The organism is Pseudonocardia cypriaca (assembly GCF_006717045.1).
In the GTDB taxonomy this organism is placed as follows: domain Bacteria; phylum Actinomycetota; class Actinomycetes; order Mycobacteriales; family Pseudonocardiaceae; genus Pseudonocardia; species Pseudonocardia cypriaca.
In genome coordinates this window covers 387,240-407,105 of the sequence record NZ_VFPH01000003.1, presented here as the reverse complement: position 1 = coordinate 407,105, position 19,866 = coordinate 387,240, and the positions used below count along the sequence as shown (strand labels likewise).

The 19,866-nt window shown below is 72.8% G+C and carries 22 protein-coding genes; 13 read left to right on the top strand and 9 right to left on the bottom strand.

The genetic code is table 11. The annotated features are described in order from the left end of the window. The first annotated feature begins 28 nt into the window (after positions 1 to 28). The 8 genes from FB388_RS40090 (at position 29) to FB388_RS33915 (ending at position 8,339) form a co-directional block, all read left to right on the top strand. Positions 29 to 898: a hypothetical protein gene (locus tag FB388_RS40090; RefSeq protein ID WP_211362417.1), complete on the top strand. Its 870-nt coding sequence runs from the start codon at positions 29 to 31 to the stop codon at positions 896 to 898. Between the two features lie 67 nt (positions 899 to 965). Further along, positions 966 to 2,303: a glutamate-1-semialdehyde 2,1-aminomutase gene (gene hemL / locus FB388_RS33945; RefSeq protein WP_142107697.1), complete on the top strand. Its 1,338-nt coding sequence runs from the start codon at positions 966 to 968 to the stop codon at positions 2,301 to 2,303. Next, positions 2,300 to 2,935: a histidine phosphatase family protein gene (locus FB388_RS33940; RefSeq protein WP_142106774.1), complete on the top strand. Its 636-nt coding sequence runs from the start codon at positions 2,300 to 2,302 to the stop codon at positions 2,933 to 2,935. Before hemL ends, FB388_RS33940 begins: the two co-directional genes overlap by 4 nt. Next, on the top strand, positions 2,932 to 3,510 hold the full coding sequence (locus FB388_RS33935) for a TlpA family protein disulfide reductase (RefSeq protein WP_142106773.1): 579 nt from the start codon (positions 2,932 to 2,934) through the stop codon (positions 3,508 to 3,510). The genes FB388_RS33940 and FB388_RS33935 overlap by 4 nt, the downstream gene beginning before the upstream one ends. Before the next feature lie 124 nt (positions 3,511 to 3,634). After that, positions 3,635 to 4,411 carry a cytochrome c biogenesis CcdA family protein gene (locus tag FB388_RS33930; protein WP_142106772.1) on the top strand — a complete coding sequence of 259 codons (777 nt, stop codon included), beginning with the start codon at positions 3,635 to 3,637 and terminating at the stop codon, positions 4,409 to 4,411. Next, positions 4,412 to 6,025 (top strand): cytochrome c biogenesis protein ResB, encoded by a 1,614-nt coding sequence (gene resB, locus FB388_RS33925; protein WP_142106771.1) that lies wholly within the window; start codon positions 4,412 to 4,414, stop codon positions 6,023 to 6,025. Next, positions 6,025 to 6,939 carry a c-type cytochrome biogenesis protein CcsB gene (ccsB, locus tag FB388_RS33920; protein ID WP_142106770.1) on the top strand — a complete coding sequence of 305 codons (915 nt, stop codon included), beginning with the start codon at positions 6,025 to 6,027 and terminating at the stop codon, positions 6,937 to 6,939. The genes resB and ccsB overlap by 1 nt, the downstream gene beginning before the upstream one ends. A 116-nt stretch (positions 6,940 to 7,055) precedes the next feature. Further along, positions 7,056 to 8,339: a MinD/ParA family ATP-binding protein gene (locus FB388_RS33915; RefSeq protein WP_142106769.1), complete on the top strand. Its 1,284-nt coding sequence runs from the start codon at positions 7,056 to 7,058 to the stop codon at positions 8,337 to 8,339. A gap of 37 nt (positions 8,340 to 8,376) precedes the next feature. On the opposite strand, the gene FB388_RS33910 is transcribed toward FB388_RS33915, so the two are convergent. After that, positions 8,377 to 8,595: a hypothetical protein gene (locus FB388_RS33910; RefSeq protein WP_142106768.1), complete on the bottom strand. Its 219-nt coding sequence runs from the start codon at positions 8,593 to 8,595 to the stop codon at positions 8,377 to 8,379. 75 nt (positions 8,596 to 8,670) lie between these two features. Beyond that, positions 8,671 to 8,889, bottom strand: coding sequence for a BldC family transcriptional regulator (locus tag FB388_RS33905; protein ID WP_142107696.1), 219 nt, complete (start codon positions 8,887 to 8,889; stop codon positions 8,671 to 8,673). Between the two features lie 165 nt (positions 8,890 to 9,054). Between FB388_RS33905 and FB388_RS33900 the strand changes: the two genes are divergently transcribed. Then, positions 9,055 to 9,405, top strand: a complete 351-nt coding sequence (locus tag FB388_RS33900) for a DUF4229 domain-containing protein (protein ID WP_142106767.1) — start codon at positions 9,055 to 9,057, stop codon at positions 9,403 to 9,405. Here FB388_RS33900 and FB388_RS33895 read toward each other — a convergent pair. The 5 genes from FB388_RS33895 to FB388_RS33870 all read right to left on the bottom strand — a co-directional run bounded on the left by FB388_RS33895 (position 9,361) and on the right by FB388_RS33870 (position 15,067). After that, the gene (locus FB388_RS33895; RefSeq protein ID WP_142106766.1) at positions 9,361 to 10,242 is read right to left on the bottom strand and encodes a 1,4-dihydroxy-2-naphthoate polyprenyltransferase; all 882 of its coding nucleotides are present in this window, start codon (positions 10,240 to 10,242) and stop codon (positions 9,361 to 9,363) included. The two genes, FB388_RS33900 and FB388_RS33895, sit on opposite strands and share 45 nt — an antisense overlap. A gap of 150 nt (positions 10,243 to 10,392) precedes the next feature. Continuing rightward, a complete protein-coding gene (locus FB388_RS39735; RefSeq protein WP_170225965.1) occupies positions 10,393 to 11,595 on the bottom strand; it encodes a hypothetical protein in 1,203 nt (400 codons plus the stop codon). 113 nt (positions 11,596 to 11,708) lie between these two features. Continuing rightward, entirely contained in the window at positions 11,709 to 12,875 is a 1,167-nt protein-coding gene (menE, locus tag FB388_RS33880; RefSeq protein WP_142107695.1) for an o-succinylbenzoate--CoA ligase, read from the bottom strand. Next, entirely contained in the window at positions 12,872 to 13,783 is a 912-nt protein-coding gene (locus tag FB388_RS33875) for a 1,4-dihydroxy-2-naphthoyl-CoA synthase (protein ID WP_142106763.1), read from the bottom strand. The genes menE and FB388_RS33875 overlap by 4 nt, the downstream gene beginning before the upstream one ends. A gap of 9 nt (positions 13,784 to 13,792) precedes the next feature. Continuing rightward, positions 13,793 to 15,067, bottom strand: coding sequence for a PP2C family protein-serine/threonine phosphatase (locus FB388_RS33870; RefSeq protein WP_142106762.1), 1,275 nt, complete (start codon positions 15,065 to 15,067; stop codon positions 13,793 to 13,795). Positions 15,068 to 15,232: 165 nt separating this feature from the next. On the opposite strand from FB388_RS33870, the gene FB388_RS33865 reads away from it, so the two are divergent. From FB388_RS33865 to FB388_RS33850, 4 genes are all read left to right on the top strand, one after another. Further along, positions 15,233 to 16,114, top strand: a complete 882-nt coding sequence (locus FB388_RS33865; RefSeq protein ID WP_142106761.1) for a manganese catalase — start codon at positions 15,233 to 15,235, stop codon at positions 16,112 to 16,114. Positions 16,115 to 16,266: 152 nt separating this feature from the next. Continuing rightward, positions 16,267 to 17,079, top strand: a complete 813-nt coding sequence (locus tag FB388_RS33860; protein WP_142107694.1) for an N-acyl homoserine lactonase family protein — start codon at positions 16,267 to 16,269, stop codon at positions 17,077 to 17,079. Further along, positions 17,076 to 18,365 (top strand): hydroxyacid-oxoacid transhydrogenase, encoded by a 1,290-nt coding sequence (locus tag FB388_RS33855; protein ID WP_142106760.1) that lies wholly within the window; start codon positions 17,076 to 17,078, stop codon positions 18,363 to 18,365. Before FB388_RS33860 ends, FB388_RS33855 begins: the two co-directional genes overlap by 4 nt. Positions 18,366 to 18,367: 2 nt before the next feature. Next, complete coding sequence (locus FB388_RS33850; RefSeq protein WP_211362416.1) at positions 18,368 to 18,814, top strand: FmdB family zinc ribbon protein; 447 nt, start codon at positions 18,368 to 18,370, stop codon at positions 18,812 to 18,814. A gap of 96 nt (positions 18,815 to 18,910) precedes the next feature. Here FB388_RS33850 and FB388_RS33845 read toward each other — a convergent pair whose 3' ends face one another. Together FB388_RS33845 and FB388_RS33840 are read right to left on the bottom strand one after the other, a co-directional pair. Next, entirely contained in the window at positions 18,911 to 19,300 is a 390-nt protein-coding gene (locus FB388_RS33845; RefSeq protein ID WP_142106759.1) for a tautomerase family protein, read from the bottom strand. Between the two features lie 14 nt (positions 19,301 to 19,314). Beyond that, a complete protein-coding gene (locus FB388_RS33840; RefSeq protein ID WP_170225964.1) occupies positions 19,315 to 19,857 on the bottom strand; it encodes a TetR/AcrR family transcriptional regulator in 543 nt (180 codons plus the stop codon). Positions 19,858 to 19,866: the final 9 nt, after the last annotated feature.

Here is a 19,866-nt window from a genome sequence, read left to right as displayed (position 1 = left end):
CGCGGACCGGCAGACCTACGGTGACGCCGTGAGCACACCCTCCGACCCGCACAGCGGGGCACACCGGCCCGATGACCAGCCGGGCGCCGCTGCGCCGAGCGAGGGGTCGGGGCAGGCCGGTTCACCGGGCCAGCAGGAGCAGTACGGCCAGCAGCCGTACCCCCAGCCGGGCCAGTACGGGCAGCAGCCCTACGGGCCGCCGGGGCAGTACGGCCAGCCCGGTCAGTACGGGCAGCAGCCACCGCCCGGGTACGGCCAGGCGCCTCCGTACAACCCGTACCCCCAGCAGCAGCCGCAGTACGGGCAGCCGGGCCAGTACGGCCAGTACGGCGGGCAGCCCGGTCAGTACGGCCAGCCGCAGGCGTACAACCCGTACGGCCAGCCCGGCCAGTACGCCGGCACCCCGTTCGGCGGCGACGCAGCAGGCCTCGGTCCGGACGACGGCGCCCGGGTCTCGCGGCCGGGGCTCATGGTCCTGTCGCTGGTGCTGCTGATCCTCAGCGCGCTCCCGTTCCTCGCGGCCGGGGTGCTGCTGGTCGCCGCACCGCTGAACGCCGACACGATCCCACCCGGGTACGAGGAGCAGCTGGCGCAGGCCGGGCTCACCCCGGAGATGGCCGTCTCGGCCCTGCGCGGGGGTGCGGCCGTCATCCTGGTGGTGGCGCTGCTCTACGTCCTGTTCGCCGTGCTGACGTTCATGGGGCGCAACTGGGCGCGCATCGTCCTGACGATCATGACGGGCGGGTTCACCCTGCTGATGTTGCTCGGCATGTTCGGCGGGGCCGGAGGCGACGCGGGCAGCATGGTGTTCATCCTGCTCGTCGTGGTTGCTTCGGTCGGCGGCACGATCATCACGTTCCTGCCGGAGCCGAGCCGCTGGTTCCGGAGCGCGCACTAGACAGCAGGTCCCGGGCCACACCGCCCGGGGCTCGGATGTGAGACTGGCGTTCGTGGCTAGCTCGCCGATCCCGTCCGGCCCGGAGGCCGCCGCTCGCACCGAGGCCTCGCGCCGCCTGTTCGAAAGGGCGTCCGCCGCGATCCCCGGCGGGGTGAACTCCCCGGTCCGGGCGTTCTCCGCGGTCGGCGGCACACCGCGGTTCATCGTGTCCGCGTCGGGCCCGTGGCTCACCGACGCCGACGGCAACCGCTACGTCGACCTCGTCAGCTCGTGGGGTCCGATGATCCTCGGGCACGCGCACCCCGCTGTGGTCGACGCGGTGCGCTCGGCCGCCGGGCAGGGTCTGTCGTTCGGGGCGCCGACGCCCGCCGAGGTGGAGCTGGCCGAGGAGATCATCGGCCGGGTCGAACCGGTGGAGCAGGTGCGGCTGGTCAACTCCGGCACCGAGGCCACGATGAGCGCGATCCGGCTGGCGCGCGGGATCACCGGCCGCCGCGGCATCGTCAAGTTCGCGGGCTGCTACCACGGGCACGTCGACGCGCTCCTCGCCCAGGCCGGCTCCGGGGTGGCCACGCTCGGCCTGCCCACCAGCCCCGGCGTCACCGGCGCGCAGGCCGCCGACACGATCGTGCTCCCGTACAACGACCTCGACGCGGTGCGGGCGGTCTTCGCCGAGCGCGGCGCCGAGATCGCGTGCGTCATCACCGAGGCCGCCGCGGGCAACATGGGCGCGATCGCCCCGCGCCCCGGCTTCAACGCGGGGCTGCGCGACATCTGCCACGAGGCCGGTGCGCTGCTGGTGGTCGACGAGGTGATGACCGGGTTCCGCGTGTCCGCCTCCGGGTGGTTCGGCCTGGACGGCGTCGCGGGCGACCTCTACACGTTCGGCAAGGTCATGTCCGGCGGCCTGCCCGCCGCGGCGTTCGGCGGCCCCGCGGCGTACATGAGCTACCTCGCCCCGGCGGGCCCCGTCTACCAGGCCGGCACGCTCTCCGGGAACCCCGTCGCCGTCGCCGCCGGTCTCGCGACCCTGCGCCTGGCCGACGCGGAGGTCTACGCGGCGCTCGACGCGAATTCGGCGCGGTTGGGCGGCCTGATCGGCGACGCGCTGAAGGCCGAGGGCGTACCGCACCGGGTCCAGTTCGCGGGCAACCTGGTCTCGGTGTTCTTCACCGACGACGAGGTGCACGACTACGCGGGCGCCCAGGCCGCCGCCACCTGGCGGTTCCCCGGCTTCTTCCACGCGCTGCTCGACCGCGGCGTGTACGCGCCGCCGAGCGCGTTCGAGGCGTGGTTCGTCTCCGCTGCGCTCGACGACGACACCTGGCAGGTCATCGCCGACGCGCTCCCGGCTGCGGCGAAGGCCGCGGCCACGGCGACCCCACCCACCGAGGCCGCGCAATGACCGGCGAGCGCACGGTCGTCCACCTGCTGCGCCACGGCGAGGTCCACAACCCCACCGCGATCCTGTACGGCCGGCTGCCCGGCTTCCACCTGTCCGAGAACGGTCGCAACCAGGCCGAGATCGTCGCGAAGGCGCTCGCCGACGCCGACGTGACGACCGTGCTGGCCTCCCCGCTCGAGCGCGCGCAGGAGACGGCCGCCCCGATCGCGGCGCTCCACGGCCTCGAGGTGCTGACGGAGGACGGGCTGCTGGAGGCCGACAACCGGTTCGAGGGCAAGACCGTGTCGGTCGGGGGCGGCGCCCTGCGCAGCCCACGCCACTGGCCGCTGCTTCGCGACCCGTTCACCCCCTCGTGGGGGGAGCCGTACCTGCAGATCGCGCACCGCATGCTCGCCGCCGTCCACCGGGCGCGGGCGCTCGCCGAGGGGCACGAGGCGGTGTGCGTGTCGCACCAGCTGCCGATCTGGACGCTGCGGCGGTTCGTCTCCGGGCAGCGGCTATGGCACGACCCGCGGCGCAGGCAGTGCGCGCTGGCGTCGCTCACCTCGCTCGTGTTCACCGGCACCGAGCTCACGCAGCTGCAGTACACCGAGCCCGCTGGGGCAAGCGACCCGAGGCGAACGGGCGCATGATCCGCCTCCTCGCGGTCGCACTCGCCGCGTTGTTCCTCGCAGGCTGCTCCTCCACGAAGGAGGCGGTCGCCACCGGCGGTGACTTCCAGTTCGTCGCGCCGGGCGGGCAGACGACGATCCTCTACGACCCGCCGGAGAGCCGCGGCACCGTCGGCGGCATCTCGGGCGACAGCCTCCTGCACGACGGCGCCACCGTCGGCCTCGACGACCACGCCGGCAAGGTCGTGGTCGTCAACATCTGGGGCTCGTGGTGCGGCCCGTGCCGGGAGGAGATGCCGGGGCTGCAGTTCGTGCAGGAGCAGACCGGCGCCGCGGTGCTCGGCATCGACGTCCGGGACGAGCGTCAGGCGGCCGCCGACTTCATCCGCGACCGGGGCGTCACGTTCGACTCGATCTTCGATCCGCCCGGTCGGGCACTGGCCCGCCTCAGCGGCTACCCGCGCAACACCGTGCCGTCCACGCTGGTGCTCGACCGGCAGCACCGGGTGGCTGCGGTGTTCCTGACGGTGGTCCGCGTGCCGGAGCTGATGCCGCTCGTCGAGCGCCTGCAGGCAGAGCCCGCCCCGGCCCCCTGACCCGAGCTCCCCACATCCGCGAGTCGCGCTGCGGATGCACGCGAGTCGCGGTCCGGGTGCATCCACTACATCTTGTAGAACCCGGTGCGGGCGCGCACTAGCACGCGGCCTACCCTCTTGGGTGATGGACCCCTCGACGACGCTCGCGGTCTCCGGACCGCTGCTGCTCGCCGCCGCCGTGGCCGTTCTGGCCGGCGCGGTGAGCTTCGCGTCGCCCTGCGTGGTCCCGCTCGTCCCGGGCTACCTGGCCTACCTCGCCGGGCTCGTCGGCGCCGACGCCCCGCCGGCCACGCCCGCCGAGGCCGAGGAGCGGCGGTCCGGCCGGTTCCGGGTCGCCGGGGCGGCCGCGCTCTTCGTCGCGGGCTTCACGGTCGTCTTCGGCGCGATCCTCACCGGCGTCGTCTGGCTCGCCGACGCGCTCGTGGCCAACGAGGCCCTGCTGCAGCGGGCGGGCGGCGTCGTGATGATCGTGATGGGGCTCGCGTTCGTCGGGCTCGTGCCCGTGCTCCAGCGGGAGAAGCGGGTGCACTGGGTGCCGCGGGCCGGGGTCTGGGGCGCGCCGCTGCTGGGTGCGGTCTTCGGTCTCGGGTGGGTGCCGTGCATCGGGCCGACGCTCGCGGGCGTCGTCGCGGTTGCGGCGGGCACCGGCGGTGGCTCGCTGCGCGGCGTCGTGCTCACGGTCGCCTACTGCGCGGGCCTCGGGCTGCCGTTCGTGCTCATCGCGCTGGGTGCCTCCCGGGCCGTGCGGGCGCTCGGCTGGCTGCGCCGCCACACCCGCGCGATCCAGCTCGCGGGCGGGACGTTGATGGTGGCGGTCGGGGTCCTCCTGGTCACCGGGCTGTGGGGCGACCTGCTGGCCCGGCTGCAGGTGTCCATCGCCGGCTTCGTCCCGGTGCTGTAGATGGCCGCGCCCACCGACAGCCCGACTCGCGCGCGCCCGGAGCGCGACTCGCGTGCACCGGCACCGCGACTCGCGGGGGTGTGGGCGGTGCTGCGCAACACGTGGCGCGGGCTCACCTCGATGCGTACCGCGCTGGTGCTGCTCTTCCTGCTGGCGCTCGCCGCCCTGCCGGGTGCCCTGCTGCCGCAGCGGTCGCTCAACCAGCGGCTCGTCGACCAGTACTTCGCCGACTACCCGTGGCTCGCGCCCACGCTCGACCGGCTCGGGTTCTTCGACCTGTTCGCCGCGCCGTGGTTCGCCGCGATCTACCTGCTGCTGATGATCTCGCTGATCGGCTGCGTGCTGCCGCGCACCCTCGAGCACGTCGGGGCGATGCGGGCCGAACCGGTGGTCACCCCGCGCAACCTGGCGCGGATGCCGCACCACGCGAGCGCCACCCTCGACGTCGGCATCGACGAGGCCGCCGAGCGCGTCCGCTCCCGGTTGCGCGGCTGGCGGCGCGTCGAGCGGCCGGACGGGGAGGGACGCACGGTCTCCGCGGAGAAGGGCTACCTGCGCGAGGCCGGCAACCTGCTGTTCCACCTGAGCCTGATCGGCCTGCTCATCGGCTTCGCGGCCGGCAAGCTCTTCGGCTACGAGGGCCAGGTCATCGTCATGTCGGGCGGCGGCCAGTTCTGCAACACCGGCATCCTCGGCTACGACACTTTCCGCGCAGGCCTGCGCGTCGACGGCACCGACCTCACCCCGTTCTGCGTGCGGCTCGACGACTTCCAGGCGGACTTCCTGCCGAACGGGCAGGCCGACAGCTTCCGCGGCTCGCTGTCCTACCAGAGCGCTGAGGACGTCGAAGCGGGCGTCGACCAGTGGCGCACCCACGAGCTGGAGGTCAACGACCCCCTGCGGGTCGACGGCAACCGCGTCTACCTGCTCGGCCACGGGTACGCGCCGCGCTTCACCGTGACGTGGCCGGACGGGCAGCAGCGCACGGGCGAGATCCAGTGGCGGCCGGTGGACCAGGCGACCCTGCTGTCGGAGGGCGCCACGAAGTTCGAGCCGCCGGGCGTCACCGACGACGAGAAGCGGCGCACCTCCCAGCTCGCCGTCACTGGCCTGTTCGCCCCCACGTCGTCCGGCGGGGACGTCGTCACCTCCGTGTTCCCGGCCCTGCTGGCCCCCGAGGTCGCGGTCGACGTGCTGCGCGGTGACCTCGGGCTCGACGACGGCCGCGGGCAGTCGATCTTCCAGGTGGACCAGCGCATGGTCGACTCGGGTGCTCTCACCCGGGTGGCGCGGGCCAACCTGGTGCCCGGCGGGTCGCTCACCCTCGACGACGGCACCGTCGTCCGCTTCGACGGCGTGCAGAACTGGGCGTACCTGCAGATCAGCTACGACCCGGGCCAGGAGGCCGTGCTCGTGTTCGCCGTGCTCCTGCTCGGCGGCCTCGGCCTCTCGCTGACGATCCGCAGGCGCCGGTTCTGGGCTCGGCTCACGCCGGCCGAGGACGGCGCCCGCACCGTCGTCGAGCTCGGCGGGCTGGCCCGCACCGACCGCGCGGGCTACGGCGAGGAGTTCGACCGCTTGCGCGCGGACCTGCTGAAATCACCGGAGGACTGATGCTCGTCGAACTCGCGACCTTCAGCGACCGCCTCTTCGTGGCGGCCGCGGGGATCTACGCGCTGGCGATGATCTTCCACGCCGTCGAGTTCGCGGCGGGTCGGGCGAAAGTGCCCGTGCTGGTCGGCGCAGCCGAAGCGGACGATGCGCCCGCGGGTGAGCCCGTGCGCAACCGCCCCGAGCGGTTCGGCCGGATGGCCGTCGCGCTGACCGTGCTCGGTGCGGCGCTGCAGCTCGCGTCGATCGCCACCCGCGGGATCGCGGCCGAGCGGTGGCCGATGGGCAACATGTACGAGTTCATCGCGGCGATCTGCCTCGCGGCGGTCGTCACGTGGCTGGTCGTGCTGCGCCGCTCGCCCGTGGTGCGGCCTGCGGGACCGTTCGTGCTGTTCCCGGTGCTCGTGCTGATGGCACTGGCCGGGTCGGTGCTCTACGCGCCCGCGGGGCCCGTGGTGCCGCCGCTGCGTTCGTACTGGATGAGCATCCACGTCAGCACGATCAGCATCTCGTCCGGACTGCTGATCTTCTCGGGTGTTGCCAGCCTGCTGTTCCTGCTGCGCCGTTCGGGTTGGCTCGACCCGGTCGCCGAGAAGCTGCCGGCCGCCGATGCGCTCGACCGCCTCGCCTACCGCGTCACGATCGTCGCGTTCCCGCTGTTCACGTTCGCGATCATCACCGGGGCGATCTGGGCGGAGGCGGCCTGGGGCCGGTTCTGGGGCTGGGACCCGAAGGAGACGGTTGCGTTCGTCTCCTGGGTGATCTACGCGGCTTACCTGCACGCGCGGGCGACAGCGGGCTGGCGCACCGGTCGGGCGGCGTGGGTGAACGTCGCCGGCTTCGCTACGATCATCTTCAACCTCTTCTTCATCAACATGGTCGTCGCCGGTCTGCACTCGTACGCCGGGGTGGGCTGACGCCGAGTGACACGCCGCCACCCGGCCGCGCCTCGACCCCGGGCATTCGGCCGACTACCGTCGGCGTCCGTGTGGGGGTTCGGCGGTCGACTCGATGCGCTCGGTGGGATGTACTGATGACAGAGCGTCAAACCAGTGACGATCGGGACTTCCCCGACGGCTCCGTGGGCCGGTACGTCCGCGAGCGCTGGGGCGCCACCACCCCTTCTGCCTCCCGAGCCGCGCCGACGCCGGTCGCGCCTGAGCCGCCCGCACCGCGCTCCGACCCCGACCTCGACCCGCCCGGCTCGGACGAGCCCGGTGTGGGCGACCGGACCATGCCCAACGACCTCCTGCGGGTCGACGGCCGCGTGGCGGACCCGCCCGCAGAGGTGCCACCCGCGGGGCCCCGCACCCCGCCCCGCGGCACCGCACGCTGGGTCGACCCCGGCGCCGTGGCCGCCCAGGAGGCGCAGCGCGCCCGCAGCGGTCGCGCTGCCAGCCCGGACCTGGCCACCGCGCGGGTGCTGACGCCCACGCGCAGGCCCCCGCAGTCCGGCTGGCGGCGGGCCGTCTACCTCCTGTCCGGGCGCCTGATCAACCCCGGCGAGAGCCCGGCCGACATCCGCAAGCGGGAGCTGACGGCGCGGGTCAACCGCCCCCTGCTCGGCTGCTACAAGATCGCGGTCCTCAGCCTCAAGGGCGGCGTCGGCAAGACCACGGTCACCGCCACGCTCGGCGCCACGTTCGCCTCGCTGCGCGGCGACCGGGTGGTGGCGGTCGACGCCAACCCCGACCGCGGCACGCTCAGCCAGAAGATCCCGCTCGAGACCAGTGCCACCGTGCGCAACCTGCTGCGCGACGCGCAGCGGGTGCGGCGCTACAGCGACGTGCGCGCGTACACCTCACAGGGTCCCTCGCGCCTCGAGGTGCTGGCGAGCGAGCAGGACCCCGCGGTGTCGGAGGCGTTCAGCGAGGACGACTACCGCCGCACCGTCACCCTGCTGGAGCACTTCTACAACATCGTGCTCACCGACTGCGGCACCGGACTCATGCACTCGGCGATGTACGGCGTGCTCGGGCTCGCCGATCAGCTGATCATCGTGTCGTCCGGTTCGATCGACGGGGCGCGCAGCGCGTCGGCCACGATGGACTGGCTGGACGCGCACGGCCACGGCGACCTGGTGAAGAACTCCGTCGCAGTGATCAACTGCGTGCACCGCTCGGCGGGCGGGGTGGATCTCGGGAAGGTGGCAGAGCACTTCGCGGCGCGCTGCCGCACCGTGACCCGGGTCCCGTTCGACGCCCACCTCGAGGAGGGCGCCGAGGTGGACCTCGATCGGCTGGAGCCGGCCACCCGCCTCGCGCTGCTGGAGGTCGCGGCCGCGGTGGCCGACGCCTTCGAGGGGCCCCCGGCCTGACCACGATGGCCGGGCGGGCCTCCTCGGTATCCCGGTATCAGGCCCCGGGCGGCTCGTCGCGCCTGCGGACCTTCTCGTCGAGCTGACGCAGGAACTCGGGATCGTCGTCCGGGCCGCTCACGCGCGGTGCGCGACCCGGTCCGGTGACCGGGCCACGGCGTGGGGGCTGCGGGAGTTCTACGGCGCCGGAGTTCATCGCCTTCCACAGCACCAGAGCGATGATCGCGGCGCCGACGAATGCGATGAGGAACAACATTGTCGAACCACCTCCGCACCCGAGGTTAGCCGAGGACGCGCGGGGGCGGGGTGAAGTGCTGCGAACGGGGCGCGTTCAGGGGCGGGCGGGCGGCAGGGTGGCCTCGCTCGTGAGGTCGGCCAGCATGCTGCGCACCTCGGACTCGCGGAAGCGCCGGTGGCCGCCGGGCGTGCGGATCGAGCCGATCCGGCCGGCCGAGGCCCAGCGGGTGACCGTCTTGGGGTCGACCCGGAAGAGAGCGGCCACCTCGCCGGGGGTGAGCAGGCGCTCGTTGCTGCCGGTGTGCGCCGTGATCGACATCAAAGACCTCCCAGAACGTGGTGCTTCCGGGCCATCGTGACACCTCGGACCCCAGGTACTCGAACGGTTGTCTGCAGGTAAAGGGCTCTTAAAGGACGAACCGGACAGGTCGCCCCGGCTACCCGGAGCGGTTCCCCGCCCCGGTCGTACGCTCGGTGCATGTCGTCGCCGACCCCCACGGAGCGGCAGCCGGGCCTGGCCGCCACCGTGGCGCTCTACACGGCCGCGCGTCTCGCGCTGGTCGCCCTCGTCACCGCGGTGCTGGTCGTGACCGGCGTGCCGTTCGTCCTCGCGCTGCTGATCGCGCTGATCGTGGCGTTGCCGCTGTCGATGGTCCTCTTCCGCGGGCTGCGGGCCCGGCTGGACAGCGCGGTGAACACGGCCCGGGAGCGCCGGGGCCGGGAGCGGGAGGCCCTGCGGGCGAAGCTGCGTGGCGACGCGCCTGCTGCGGAGCCGCCCGCCGGGTCAGACGAACCGGCCGACCGCGAGGCCGATCGCGGTCAGCAGTGACCAGGCCAGCAGCAGCACCCCGGTCTGGGCCAGCACCCGGATGAGCTTCTTGCCCTCCGCGCCACGCAGGACGTCCCGGATCGGGAGCACCGCGAACGGCAGCGCGAGCAGGGCGAGCAACATCGGCCAGCTGCGCAGCCCGGCACCGGCGGAGACCAGGAACGGCAGCAGCGTCAGCGCCGCGTAGAGGCGGCGGGTGTCGCGGTCGCCCATCCGAACTGCCAGGGTGCGCTTGCCGACGGCGGCGTCGGTGGGGATGTCGCGCAGGTTGTTGGCCACCAGCACCGCGCTCGTGAGCATGCCCACGCCGATCGCGGTGACCACGGCGAGCGGCCCGGGCGGGCCGCTCTGCGTGAGCACGGTGCCGAGCACGCCCACGAGCCCGTAGAAGACGAAGACCGCGATCTCCCCGAACCCCAGGTAGCCGTAGGGGCGTGAGCCGCCCGTGTAGAACCAGGCGGCCACGATGCAGATCGCGCCCACGGCGATCAGCCACCACTCCTGGCTCAGTGAGATCAGCGTCAAGCCCGCCAGCCCGGCCACCCCGAACGCGAAGAACGCCGCGGTCCGCACGGTCGACGGGGCGGCGAGGTGCGACCCGACCAGCCGCAGCGGCCCGACGCGGTCGTCGTCGGTGCCGCGGATGCCGTCGGAGTAGTCGTTCGCGTAGTTGACGCCGATCATGAGCGAGACCGCGACCACCAGCGCGAGCAGCGCCCGCCCCGGTGCGACGACCCCGTGCCCGATCGCTGCTCCGGTACCGGCGATGACGGGGGAGAGGGCGGTCGGCAGGGTGCGTGGTCGAGCACCCTCCACCCACTGCGCGATCGTGGCCACATGCGCACGTTATCCCGCGTCCGGAGGCCAACCCCCGCCGCCTGCGCACCCCGACTCGCGTGCACCGCGACCGCGACTCGCGCACAGGGGGGTGCTGGATCCCGCGAGTCGCGCTCTCGGTGTGCGTGAGTCGCGCTCCGGGTGCGCGAGTCAGGGCGTGGGGGTCGGGGGGCAGGGGCCGGCCGCCGGCGGGTGCGGGACGGCGGAGGCCTCCACGTACATGTTCCGGCCGATCCGCAGCCACTGGTCCTGCACGCACTGCACGGGGACGGAGGCGCGGCCCGCCGCCAGCCCGACGACGTGGGCCGCGGCGTCGGGGGCGGCGCGTACGTCGGTGTCGGCCTCGACCGTCGCCAGGCTCTCCTTGCCGGTCCACAGGTACTCGACGTCGACCCAGGAGTTGTTCCTGAGGCCGAGCGCGTCCCAGAAGACGCCGTCGCCCAGGTCGATGCCGGCGGGGTTGGCGACCCTGCGGTCGTACTGGTCCTTCCCGCCGTTGTAGCCGGTCTGGTGGGCGGCCTGGGCCTGCGGCAGTCCCTGTGGCAGATCGCCCCACTGCTGCCGGTGGCGGCCCGGGTTCCAGTAGTCGTCGCGCGTGTTCCACGGCCCGACGTCCCAGACGGGCGCGAACGCGCAGCGGCCGGTCGGTGCGCACACCTTCACCGAGTAGTCGCTCCTGCCGCGCGGCGACAGCGACCGGCGGGACGGCAGTGCCACGAAGTGGTCGCGGTCGCCGATCACGTGCCCGTTCGCCGTCTTGCGGCCGACGAGCCCCTCGCGCGTCGCGAAGACCCGGTAGGAGAGCGCGTGCGCTCGTCCGTCGGACTCGGCCCGGCCGGGCGGCGCAGGACGGGCGGTCAGGGTGACGTCGCGGACGGTCGGCCCGGCCGCCGGGTCGCCGGAGAGGACGAGCCTGGCCTGCACCTCAGCCGAGGCGGTCGGGAGCAGGACGACCGGACCGTCGCGTTCGGGGGTGGCCGGGATCCACTCCGTCCACCCGCCGGTGCCGCGGCGCCCCCGTACGTCGACGGTGGCGGTCGCGTCCGCCGGTACCTCGCCCGTCACCGCGACCGCGACGTGGTCGGTCGCCACCGCGAGCCGCCGGGCGGGAAACGTCAGCAGGCCCGTCGGTTGGGCCGGGGCGCCCGCGGGCGCGCCTTCCGCGACGGCGACGAACGCGGAGCTCGGGTCGATGCGGGCAACGCCATCGGCGAGCACGATGCCCGAGGCCTCCCCCTGCCGGAGGTCCGCGGTCCAGGACACGGGCGGCGGGCCCGCCGCTGCCGGCGTCGTGGGGCCGAGCGCGACGGTGCTCGCGATGCCGAGCAGCGCGGTCGCGGTTCCCCACCTCATGCGGTCGTCCTCGGTGCTCTTGTGACAGGTGCTTCTCAAGAGGCAGGAGACCTAAACGCTGCGTCTTCGTCAATCAACGCAGAGTGACAGGACCGAAGGGGTGTAGCGCGAGGTCAGCCGGTTCGGGGGTGTGAAGCGGTGCTGTTCGGGGCAGGGGCGTCCTCGGCGGTGATCAACCGGGCCGTCGCCGCCCGATCGGGCTTGCCGATGCCGCGCAGCGGGATCCGGGGCACGGCCCTGAGGACCCTGGGCACCGCGGCCCGCCCCAGCTCGGCGCGGACCGCGCCCCGCAGCCGCTCGGCGAACGCAGGGTCGAGAGCGCCGTCGAGCACCACCGCCGCCGCCACCACCTGCCCCCACTCGGCGTCGGGCACCCCCACGACACAGGCGGCGGTCACGCCGTCCTGGGCGGTGAGCACCCTCTCCACCGCCGCAGGCGCGACGTTCTCCCCACCCGTGATGATCATGTCGTCGGCCCGCCCGAGCACCTCCAGCCGCCCGTCCCGCCAGCGGCCGAGGTCGCCGGTGCGGAACCACCCGTCGGCGAACGCGGCCGCCGTGAGCCGGGGGTCGCCGAGGTAGCCGTCGGCGAGGGTGGGGCCGCCGAGCCGGATCCGCCCGCCGTCCTCCAGGTCGACGCGCACCCCGGCGAGCGGGACGCCGTCGTAGACGCAGCCGCCAGCGGTCTCGCTCATCCCGTAGGTCGTGACGACGGCGACGCCATCGGCCACGGCCCGCTCGTGCAGCTGCGCCGGGAGGGCCGCCCCGCCGACGAGCACCGCGGCATAGCTGTGCAGCGCGTCCAGAGCGGCGCCACCCGCGTCGAGCAGCCTGCCCAGCTGGGTGGGCACCAGGCTCGTGCAGCGCCGGGCAGTGCCGAGCGCGTGCGTGGCAGCGGCGAACGCGTCGGTGCGGAAGCCGGTGCGCAGGTCCTGCACCACCGGCGGGGCGCCTGCGAGCAGGGAACGGACGACGACCTGGACGCCCGCGACGTGCTGGGCGGGCAGCGCGAGCAGCCACCGGGCGGGACCGCCGATGCGTTCGGCCGTGGCGTGCGCCGAGGCCTGCAACGCGGCGGCCGAGAGCACCACGTGCTTCGCGGTGCCCGTCGACCCGGAGGTGGCGATCACGACAGCGGCCCCCTCTCCCGGATCACCCGCGACCCCGGTCTCACCGGGGCCGACCGGCAGCACCGCGGGGCCGCCCGCGATGGCGTCGCGCAGTGCGGTGACGAGCCCGCCGACGGTTTCGGGGGAGCCGTCGACGGGCACCGTCCTCAGTAGTGCCACGGGTACGGGGCCCAGTCCGGCTCGCGCTTCTGCAGGAACGCGTCGCGGCCCTCGACCGCCTCGTCCGTCATGTACGCGAGCCGCGTGGCCTCCCCGGCGAACAGCTGCTGGCCGACCAGCCCGTCGTCGATGAGGTTGAAGGCGTACTTGAGCATTCGCTGGGCCGTCGGCGACTTGCGGTTGACCTCGCGCGCCCATTCGAGCGCCACCTTCTCCAGGTCGGCGTGCGGCACGACGGCGTTGACCATGCCCATCCGGTGGGCCTCCTCCGCCGTGTACTCGCGCCCGAGGAAGAAGATCTCGCGGGCGAACTTCTGGCCCACCTGCCGGGCCAGGTACGCCGAGCCGTAGCCGCCGTCGAACGACCCGACGTCGGCGTCGGTCTGCTTGAACCGGGCGTGCTCGGCGCTGGCGAGCGTCATGTCGCACGTGACGTGCAGCGAGTGGCCGCCACCCGCGGCCCAGCCGGGCACGACCGCGATCACGATCTTCGGCATGAAGCGGATGAGCCGCTGGCACTCCAGGATGTGCAGGCGGCCGGCCCGGGCGGGGTCGACCGTCTCCGCGGTGTCACCGGAGGCGTACTGGTATCCGGTGCGCCCGCGGATGCGCTGGTCGCCTCCCGAGCAGAACGCCCACCCGCCGTCCTTGGGCGAGGGCCCGTTGCCGGTGAGGAGCACGCAGCCGACGTCGGGGGTCTGCCGGGCGTGGTCGAGGGCGCGGTAGAGCTCGTCCACCGTGCCGGGCCGGAACGCGTTGCGGACCTCGGGACGGTGGAACGCGATCCGCACCGCGCCCGTGTCGACGGCCCGGTGGTAGGTGATGTCGGCGAAGTCGAAGCCGTCGACCGGGCGCCACGCGCCCGGGTCGAACAGCTCGGACGGCGAGTCAGGATCCACGTCCCGACCCTATTCCGCCCCCGTCCTCGTCCCTCGTGCTCGTCGCGACGCCGAGGGTGGGTGCGGTGCCGGGTCCGGCAGCAGAAGAGCGGCCGCCCGGCCGGACCACTCGACGAGCACGAGCGTGGCATCGTCCTGCAGCTCGATACCGCGGTGCCGGCGCACGGCGTGGGTGAGCCTGCGCAGCGTCTCCGGCGCGGGCAGGCCGTCGGCGGCCGCGCGCTCGGCCAGCTCGACCAGCCGGTCGATGCCGAACTCAGCGCCATCGGCGTCCCGCGCCTCCACCACGCCGTCGCTGTGCAGGAGCAACCGGTCGCCCGGCTCGAGGAGCTCCTCGGCAGGCTCAGCGGTCTGCGGGGCGATCGACGCGATCCGTCCGAACGGCATCCGGCGGGCGCCGTCCAGGCTGCGCACGGCGCGGCCGCTGCGCAGCAGCACCGGGGCGGGGTGCCCGGCGACGAGGTAGCGCAGCCGCCCGGTGACGAGGTCGAGCCGGGCCAGCACCCCCGTGACGAACCGGAAGTCGGGGAACTCCCCGACGAGCGCCCTGTCGATGCGGTCGGCGACGCCGAGCAGATCCATGCCTTCGCGGCGGGCGGTCCGTGCCGCGGCGAGCGCGACGGAGGTGGTGAGACCGGCGCTCAGGTCGTGCCCCGACGAGTCGAAGATCGAGAACTGGGCCTCGTCGGAGGCGACGGCGTAGTCGAAGGCGTCCCCTCCCACGTCGTACGCGGGCTCGAGGAGGGCCGCGATGGCCAGCGACTCGGTGCCGACGGTCAGCGGCGGCAGCAGCCGCCACAGCAGCTCACCCGCCACCGACATCGGCTGGGCGCGCTGAACGGTCGCCAGGTGGTCGCTGTGCTGGAGCTTGGACGCGAGGACGTGGGCGAGCGTGCTGCCGATGACCGTGCACCGCGCCGCGAACTGCGGGTCCAGGGCCACGGGTGCGCCGGCCGGCACCTGCAGGCGGAACACGCCGAGACGCTCGACACCGTCGACAAGCGGGACCCAGATGACGTGGTCGTCGCCCTCGGCTCCCTCGACCACCGTTCCCAGCTGGTACGCCCGGCCGGCGAGGGTGCCGTCGGCGCGGACCGCCGGGACGTCCGGCCGCAGTGGCCGCAGCTCGACCTGCTCGTGGTCGACGAGGTAGACCTCGGCGTGCAGGCGGAGCGGCGCGAGGGCCTCGTCGAGCGCGGACGCGATCGCGTCCCCCGTGAGGAGGTGCGATCGCTCGATCAGGTCGAGCAGCGTCTGCTGCCAGCATGCGTCGAGATCGATCACGGCCGTCTCCAACCACGGATCGGGTTCGCAAGCCTAAGGCCATCCTCCCCGGCTGCGCGCGAACGATCCGCCTGTCCCCTCGGGGCCACGTCGCGCGCGAATCGGTTTCGGGACGGGGACCGGGGTGACCCGGGCGACGTCCAGTCGACACGAAGAGGAGCGGGGATGTTCTTCCATCGCCAGGAGCTGCAGTTCAAAGCCACCCCTGACCAGCCGGACGCCGTGTACGCGCGCAAGCTACAGGAGGTTCTGGGCGGCCAGTACGGGGAGATCACCGTTGCGATGCAGTACATGTTCCAGGGCTGGAACATGCATCTGCCCGGCAAGTACCGGGACCTGGTCTTCGGGATCGGCGCCGAGGAGTTCGGGCACGTCGAGATGCTCGCGACGATGATCGCGCAGCTGCTGGAGAAGGCTCCCCTCGGCGTCACCGAGGATGCCGTGCAGGACGACCCGACCGTGGCCGCCGTCGTCGGTGGGATGGACATCCAGCACGCGATCGTGGCCGGCGCGGGCGCGCGTCCCGTGGACAGCCAGGGCAACCCGTGGCAGGGCTCGTACATCACGGGGAGCGGCAACCTGCTGGCCGACTTCACCGCCAACGCGAACGCCGAGATGCAGGGCCGCATCCAGGTTGCCCGGCTCTACCACATGACCGACGACTCCGGCGTGCGCGACCTGCTGTCGTTCCTCCTCGCCCGCGACACCATGCACCAGAACATGTGGGCCGCCGCTGCGAAGGAGCTGCAGGAGGAGGGGTACGAGCAGATGCCGACGCCGAGCAACTTCCCGCAGTCGAACGAGTACCGCGAGGTCTCCTACCAGTACCTGAACTTCAGCGACGGTGAGGCGGCGTCGAAGGGCAGCTGGGCGTCCGGGCCGACGCCGGACGGCAAGGGCGAGTTCAGCTACCACGACGGCCCGACCACCACCGCTCCGATGCCCCCGCCCACCCGGCCCGACGCCCGCATGTACGGCACCAGCGACGTGCCCAACCCCGTCGAGAAGGCGGCGGGCACCGTGCAGGACAAGCTCAACAAGGAGTAGGGGGGACTCCCGGGCTGCGGCCACGACGGGCCGGTTCGTCGTGGTCGCAGCCGCCCGGCCTACCTGCCCCATCGATCAGTGACGCCGATTGACGGCTCGCTGCCGGGGTGCGACGGTCGAGCGATCAGTCCCTCGGCGTCGAGAGGATCATGATGGCGACCGCGAACAAGGTGAGCGTGATCCACTGCGGTGCGATGACCGCCGACCTGACCTGGCTGTTGCTCAAGCCCGGCCGATCGATCACGGACCGCAGCCACAAGGACGGGCCGGCCCCGTGGGTCGACGTCCCCTCGCACTGCGTGCTCGTCGAGACCGACGAGGGCAAGCTGCTGTGGGACACCAGCTGCCCGCGTGACTGGGAGGAGCGGTGGGGGCCGACCGGCCTCCAGGAGTTCTTCCCCTACGACCACGTGAGCGAGGAGGAGTACCTCGACTCGCGGCTGAACCAGATGGGCGTCGGCCTCGACGAGATCGACTACGTCGTCCTCTCGCACCTGCACTTCGACCACGCCGGAAACGCCCAGATGTTCAAGAACACCGGCGCGAAGCTCGTGTGCAACCAGCGGGAGAAGGACTTCGCGTTCGGCTTCGAGGGGCTCTTCACCGGCGCGCACCTCAAGACCGACTACGAGGGCCTCGAGTTCGAGACCGTCTCCGGGGACACCGAGCTACTCCCCGGCGTGACGTTGATCGAGACCCCGGGCCACACCGTCGGGTGCATGTCGATGCAGGTGGACCTGCCCGACAGCGGAACGATGATCTTCACGTCCGATGCCGTGTACATGGGTGAGAGCTACGGGCCGCCCGCGACACCCGCCGCGATCGTCAACAACCTGGAGCAGTTCTACGCGTCCGTCGAGAAGCTGCGGGGAATCCAGCAACGGACAGGCGCGCAGATGGTGTTCGGCCACGACGCCGAGCAGATCCACCAGCTGCGCACGGCACCGGAGGGGTCGTACACATGACCGGAGTGGACCTGTCCGAAGAGACGATCTTCACGTGGGGTGCGCCGCCGCTGAAGTTCGGCGCGGGCGCGTCCGACGAGGTCGGCTTCGAGATGTCGGGCTACGGGGTGCGGCGGGTCCTGATCATCACCGACGCGGGCATCCACGCGCTGGGCATCCCGGAGCGGATCGCCGACAACCTGCGCCGCTACGACATCGAGTCGGAGATCTTCGACGGCGTGCACGTCGAGCCGACCGACGACTCGATGGTCAAGGCCACCGAGTACGCCCGCGCGCAGGGGCCGTGGGACGGGTTCGTCGCCGTCGGCGGCGGGTCGGCGATCGACACCGCCAAGGCGATCAACCTGCTCACCAGCCATCCCGGCGAGCTGATGGACTACATCAACAAGCCGATCGGTGCGGCGAAGACGCCGCCGGGGCAGCTCAAGCCCCTCGTCGCGATCCCGACGACCGCGGGCACCGGCTCGGAGTCCACCGCCATGTGCGTGCTGGACATCCTGTCGATGAAGGTCAAGACCGGGATCAGCCACTGGCGGCTGCGCCCCACGCTGGCCGTGATCGACCCGCTGCTGACGATGAGCCTCCCGCCCGAGGTCACGGCCGCGTCCGGAATGGACATCGTCTGCCACGCCCTCGAGTCGTACACCGCGCGCTGGTACACCACCTTCGACCGGAAGAAGCCCGAGGAGCGGGTGACGTACTGCGGTTCGAACCCGGTGTCCGACCTGTGGTGCGAGAAGTCACTCGGCCTGCTCGCCCAGTCGTTCCGCACGGCGGTGCACCGCGGCGCGGACGACGTCGAGGCGCGCTCGAACATGATGATGGCCGCCACGTTCGCCGGCATGGGCTTCGGCAACTCGGGCGTGCACATCCCGCACGCCAACGCCTACCCGATCGCCGGGATGGTGAAGGACTACCGGCCTGCGGGCTACCCGCAGGAGGAGCCGATGGTGCCGCACGGCCAGTCCGTGTCGCTGACGGCGCCGGAGGCCTTCCGGTTCTCCTTCGACAGCGCCCCGGAACGGCACCTGCGCGCCGCCGAGCTGCTCGACCCGCGGGCGGACAAGGCGAACGACCAGCGCGAGCAGCTCCCCACCGTGCTGATCTCGCTGATGCGCGACATCGGGATCCCGAACGGCATCGGCGGGGTCGGCTACACCGAGGCGGACGTGCCCGACCTCGTGCCCGGCACGATGAAGCAGCAGCGGCTGCTCGCCACCTGCCCCAAGACGCCCACCGAGGACGACATCGCGGACATCCTCACCAAGTCCGTCGAGAACTGGTAGCCGTGCCCATCTACGTCTACCGGTGCGACTGCGGCGAACGCTTCGAGCGGCTCGTCGGCATCGGCGCGCCCGCGCCGGACTGCCCGGCCTGCGGGGGCGCCCCGAAGAAGATCCCGGCCGGCCCGAGCCTCCTGGGCCAGGCCGGGGCCGGGCTCGCCAAGGAGCAGATGCCGCAGACCTGGCGCGGCACCTACAACGGCGACCGCGAGTACGTCACGAAGCTGCGGCACCAGTGGGACCAGCGGCAGCGGCTCGAGGCGAAGCACCCGGAGCTCGCGGGTGACCAGCGGCCGATCATCGCGCACGAGGGCCGGTTCCACGGCGCGCCGCTGCGGGCGGGGGACCCGGTGCCGGGGCCCGGTCAGGCTCACGGGCACGGGCACGGCCACACGCCGGATAAACCCTCGGACGGAGGCGCAGGCGGGGTGTCAGCAAAGCCACCTTCCTGACGCTGGAGGACAGCAAGGTGGCTTTGCTGACACCACGGCCGACTTGCGGGCCCGGCCGGGGGCTGCCGCCTGGTGAGCGGCCCGCGCGCCCGGGGCTCACGTCGGCGGGTTGTCCAGGTACTGGGCCTCACCGTTGCCGAACGACCAGTCGCCGAGCCCGTTCTCGACGAGGGCGACGAACAGGTTGCGCGGCTCGACCCCGGCGTCCGCCGCGTGCTTCGCGAGCGCGCGGTAGAACGCGCGCTTCTGCTCGTCGGTGCGTCCGCGCCGCAGGAAGACCTGTACGAACACCACGCCGTCGTCGCGCTGGACCCCGAGGTAGCCGGGGTCGTACACGACCTGGTCGGTGCCGGCGCCGCGCAGCACCTGGAACCGGTCGTCGGACGGGATGCCGAACGCGTCGACGAGCGCCGCGTGCAGGGCGTCGCCGATCGCGGTGAGCTGCTGCGGGTCCGCCGCGACGGCGTCGACTCGGACGAGGGGCATGTCGGTGTCTCCGATCAGTGGGTTGGGGTCGTGAGCAGGGAGAGGAGTCCGTGGCAGGCGCGTTCGAGCGTGTCGGCGTCATCGCTGAGCCGGGACGTGACGTAGCCGCCCTGCACGACGGCGCAGATCGCCTCGACGACGCCGTCGACGTCGTCGGTTCCGGTCGCGCGCACGGCAGGCCGGAGCAGGCTGCGCAGGTGGGCGAAGTAGGCGCTGATGGGTGCTCGGAGCGCGTCGTTCGCCCGTACCTCCGGGTCGAACGCGAGCCGGCCGAGGCGGCAGCCGTCGAGCGCGGTCCGCGGCTTGGTCAGGTATGCCCGCAGCTGATCGGCGCCGGTCTCGTGCGCGGAGAACAGCTCGTCGGTCTCCTCGGTGAGGTCCGCGGCGAGGCCCGCGATCGCCGCCTCGGCCCACTCGGCCTTCGACCCGAAGTGGTGGTAGAGGCTGCCCTGCCCGACGCCGCTGCGGGCGAGCAGCATGTTCGGGCTGGTGGCCTCCACGCCGCGGTCCCACACGAGCTGTTTCGCGGCGTCGAGCAGTTTGGTCCGTGCACTCACGGCTACATA

What these genes read in the sequence shown, in the direction of transcription:
- FB388_RS33940 (WP_142106774.1), top strand. Translation starts at nt 2,300, where the DNA reads ATGACCGGCGAGCGCACGGTCGTCCACCTGCTGCGCCACGGCGAGGTC.
- FB388_RS33935 (WP_142106773.1), top strand. Translation starts at nt 2,932, where the DNA reads ATGATCCGCCTCCTCGCGGTCGCACTCGCCGCGTTGTTCCTCGCAGGC.
- FB388_RS33930 (WP_142106772.1), top strand. Translation starts at nt 3,635, where the DNA reads ATGGACCCCTCGACGACGCTCGCGGTCTCCGGACCGCTGCTGCTCGCC.
- resB (WP_142106771.1), top strand. Translation starts at nt 4,412, where the DNA reads ATGGCCGCGCCCACCGACAGCCCGACTCGCGCGCGCCCGGAGCGCGAC.
- ccsB (WP_142106770.1), top strand. Translation starts at nt 6,025, where the DNA reads ATGCTCGTCGAACTCGCGACCTTCAGCGACCGCCTCTTCGTGGCGGCC.
- FB388_RS33915 (WP_142106769.1), top strand. Translation starts at nt 7,056, where the DNA reads ATGACAGAGCGTCAAACCAGTGACGATCGGGACTTCCCCGACGGCTCC.
- FB388_RS33910 (WP_142106768.1), bottom strand. Translation starts at nt 8,595, where the DNA reads ATGTTGTTCCTCATCGCATTCGTCGGCGCCGCGATCATCGCTCTGGTG.
- FB388_RS33900 (WP_142106767.1), top strand. Translation starts at nt 9,055, where the DNA reads ATGTCGTCGCCGACCCCCACGGAGCGGCAGCCGGGCCTGGCCGCCACC.
- FB388_RS39735 (WP_170225965.1), bottom strand. Translation starts at nt 11,595, where the DNA reads ATGAGGTGGGGAACCGCGACCGCGCTGCTCGGCATCGCGAGCACCGTC.
- FB388_RS33865 (WP_142106761.1), top strand. Translation starts at nt 15,233, where the DNA reads ATGTTCTTCCATCGCCAGGAGCTGCAGTTCAAAGCCACCCCTGACCAG.
- FB388_RS33860 (WP_142107694.1), top strand. Translation starts at nt 16,267, where the DNA reads ATGGCGACCGCGAACAAGGTGAGCGTGATCCACTGCGGTGCGATGACC.
- FB388_RS33855 (WP_142106760.1), top strand. Translation starts at nt 17,076, where the DNA reads ATGACCGGAGTGGACCTGTCCGAAGAGACGATCTTCACGTGGGGTGCG.
- FB388_RS33845 (WP_142106759.1), bottom strand. Translation starts at nt 19,300, where the DNA reads ATGCCCCTCGTCCGAGTCGACGCCGTCGCGGCGGACCCGCAGCAGCTC.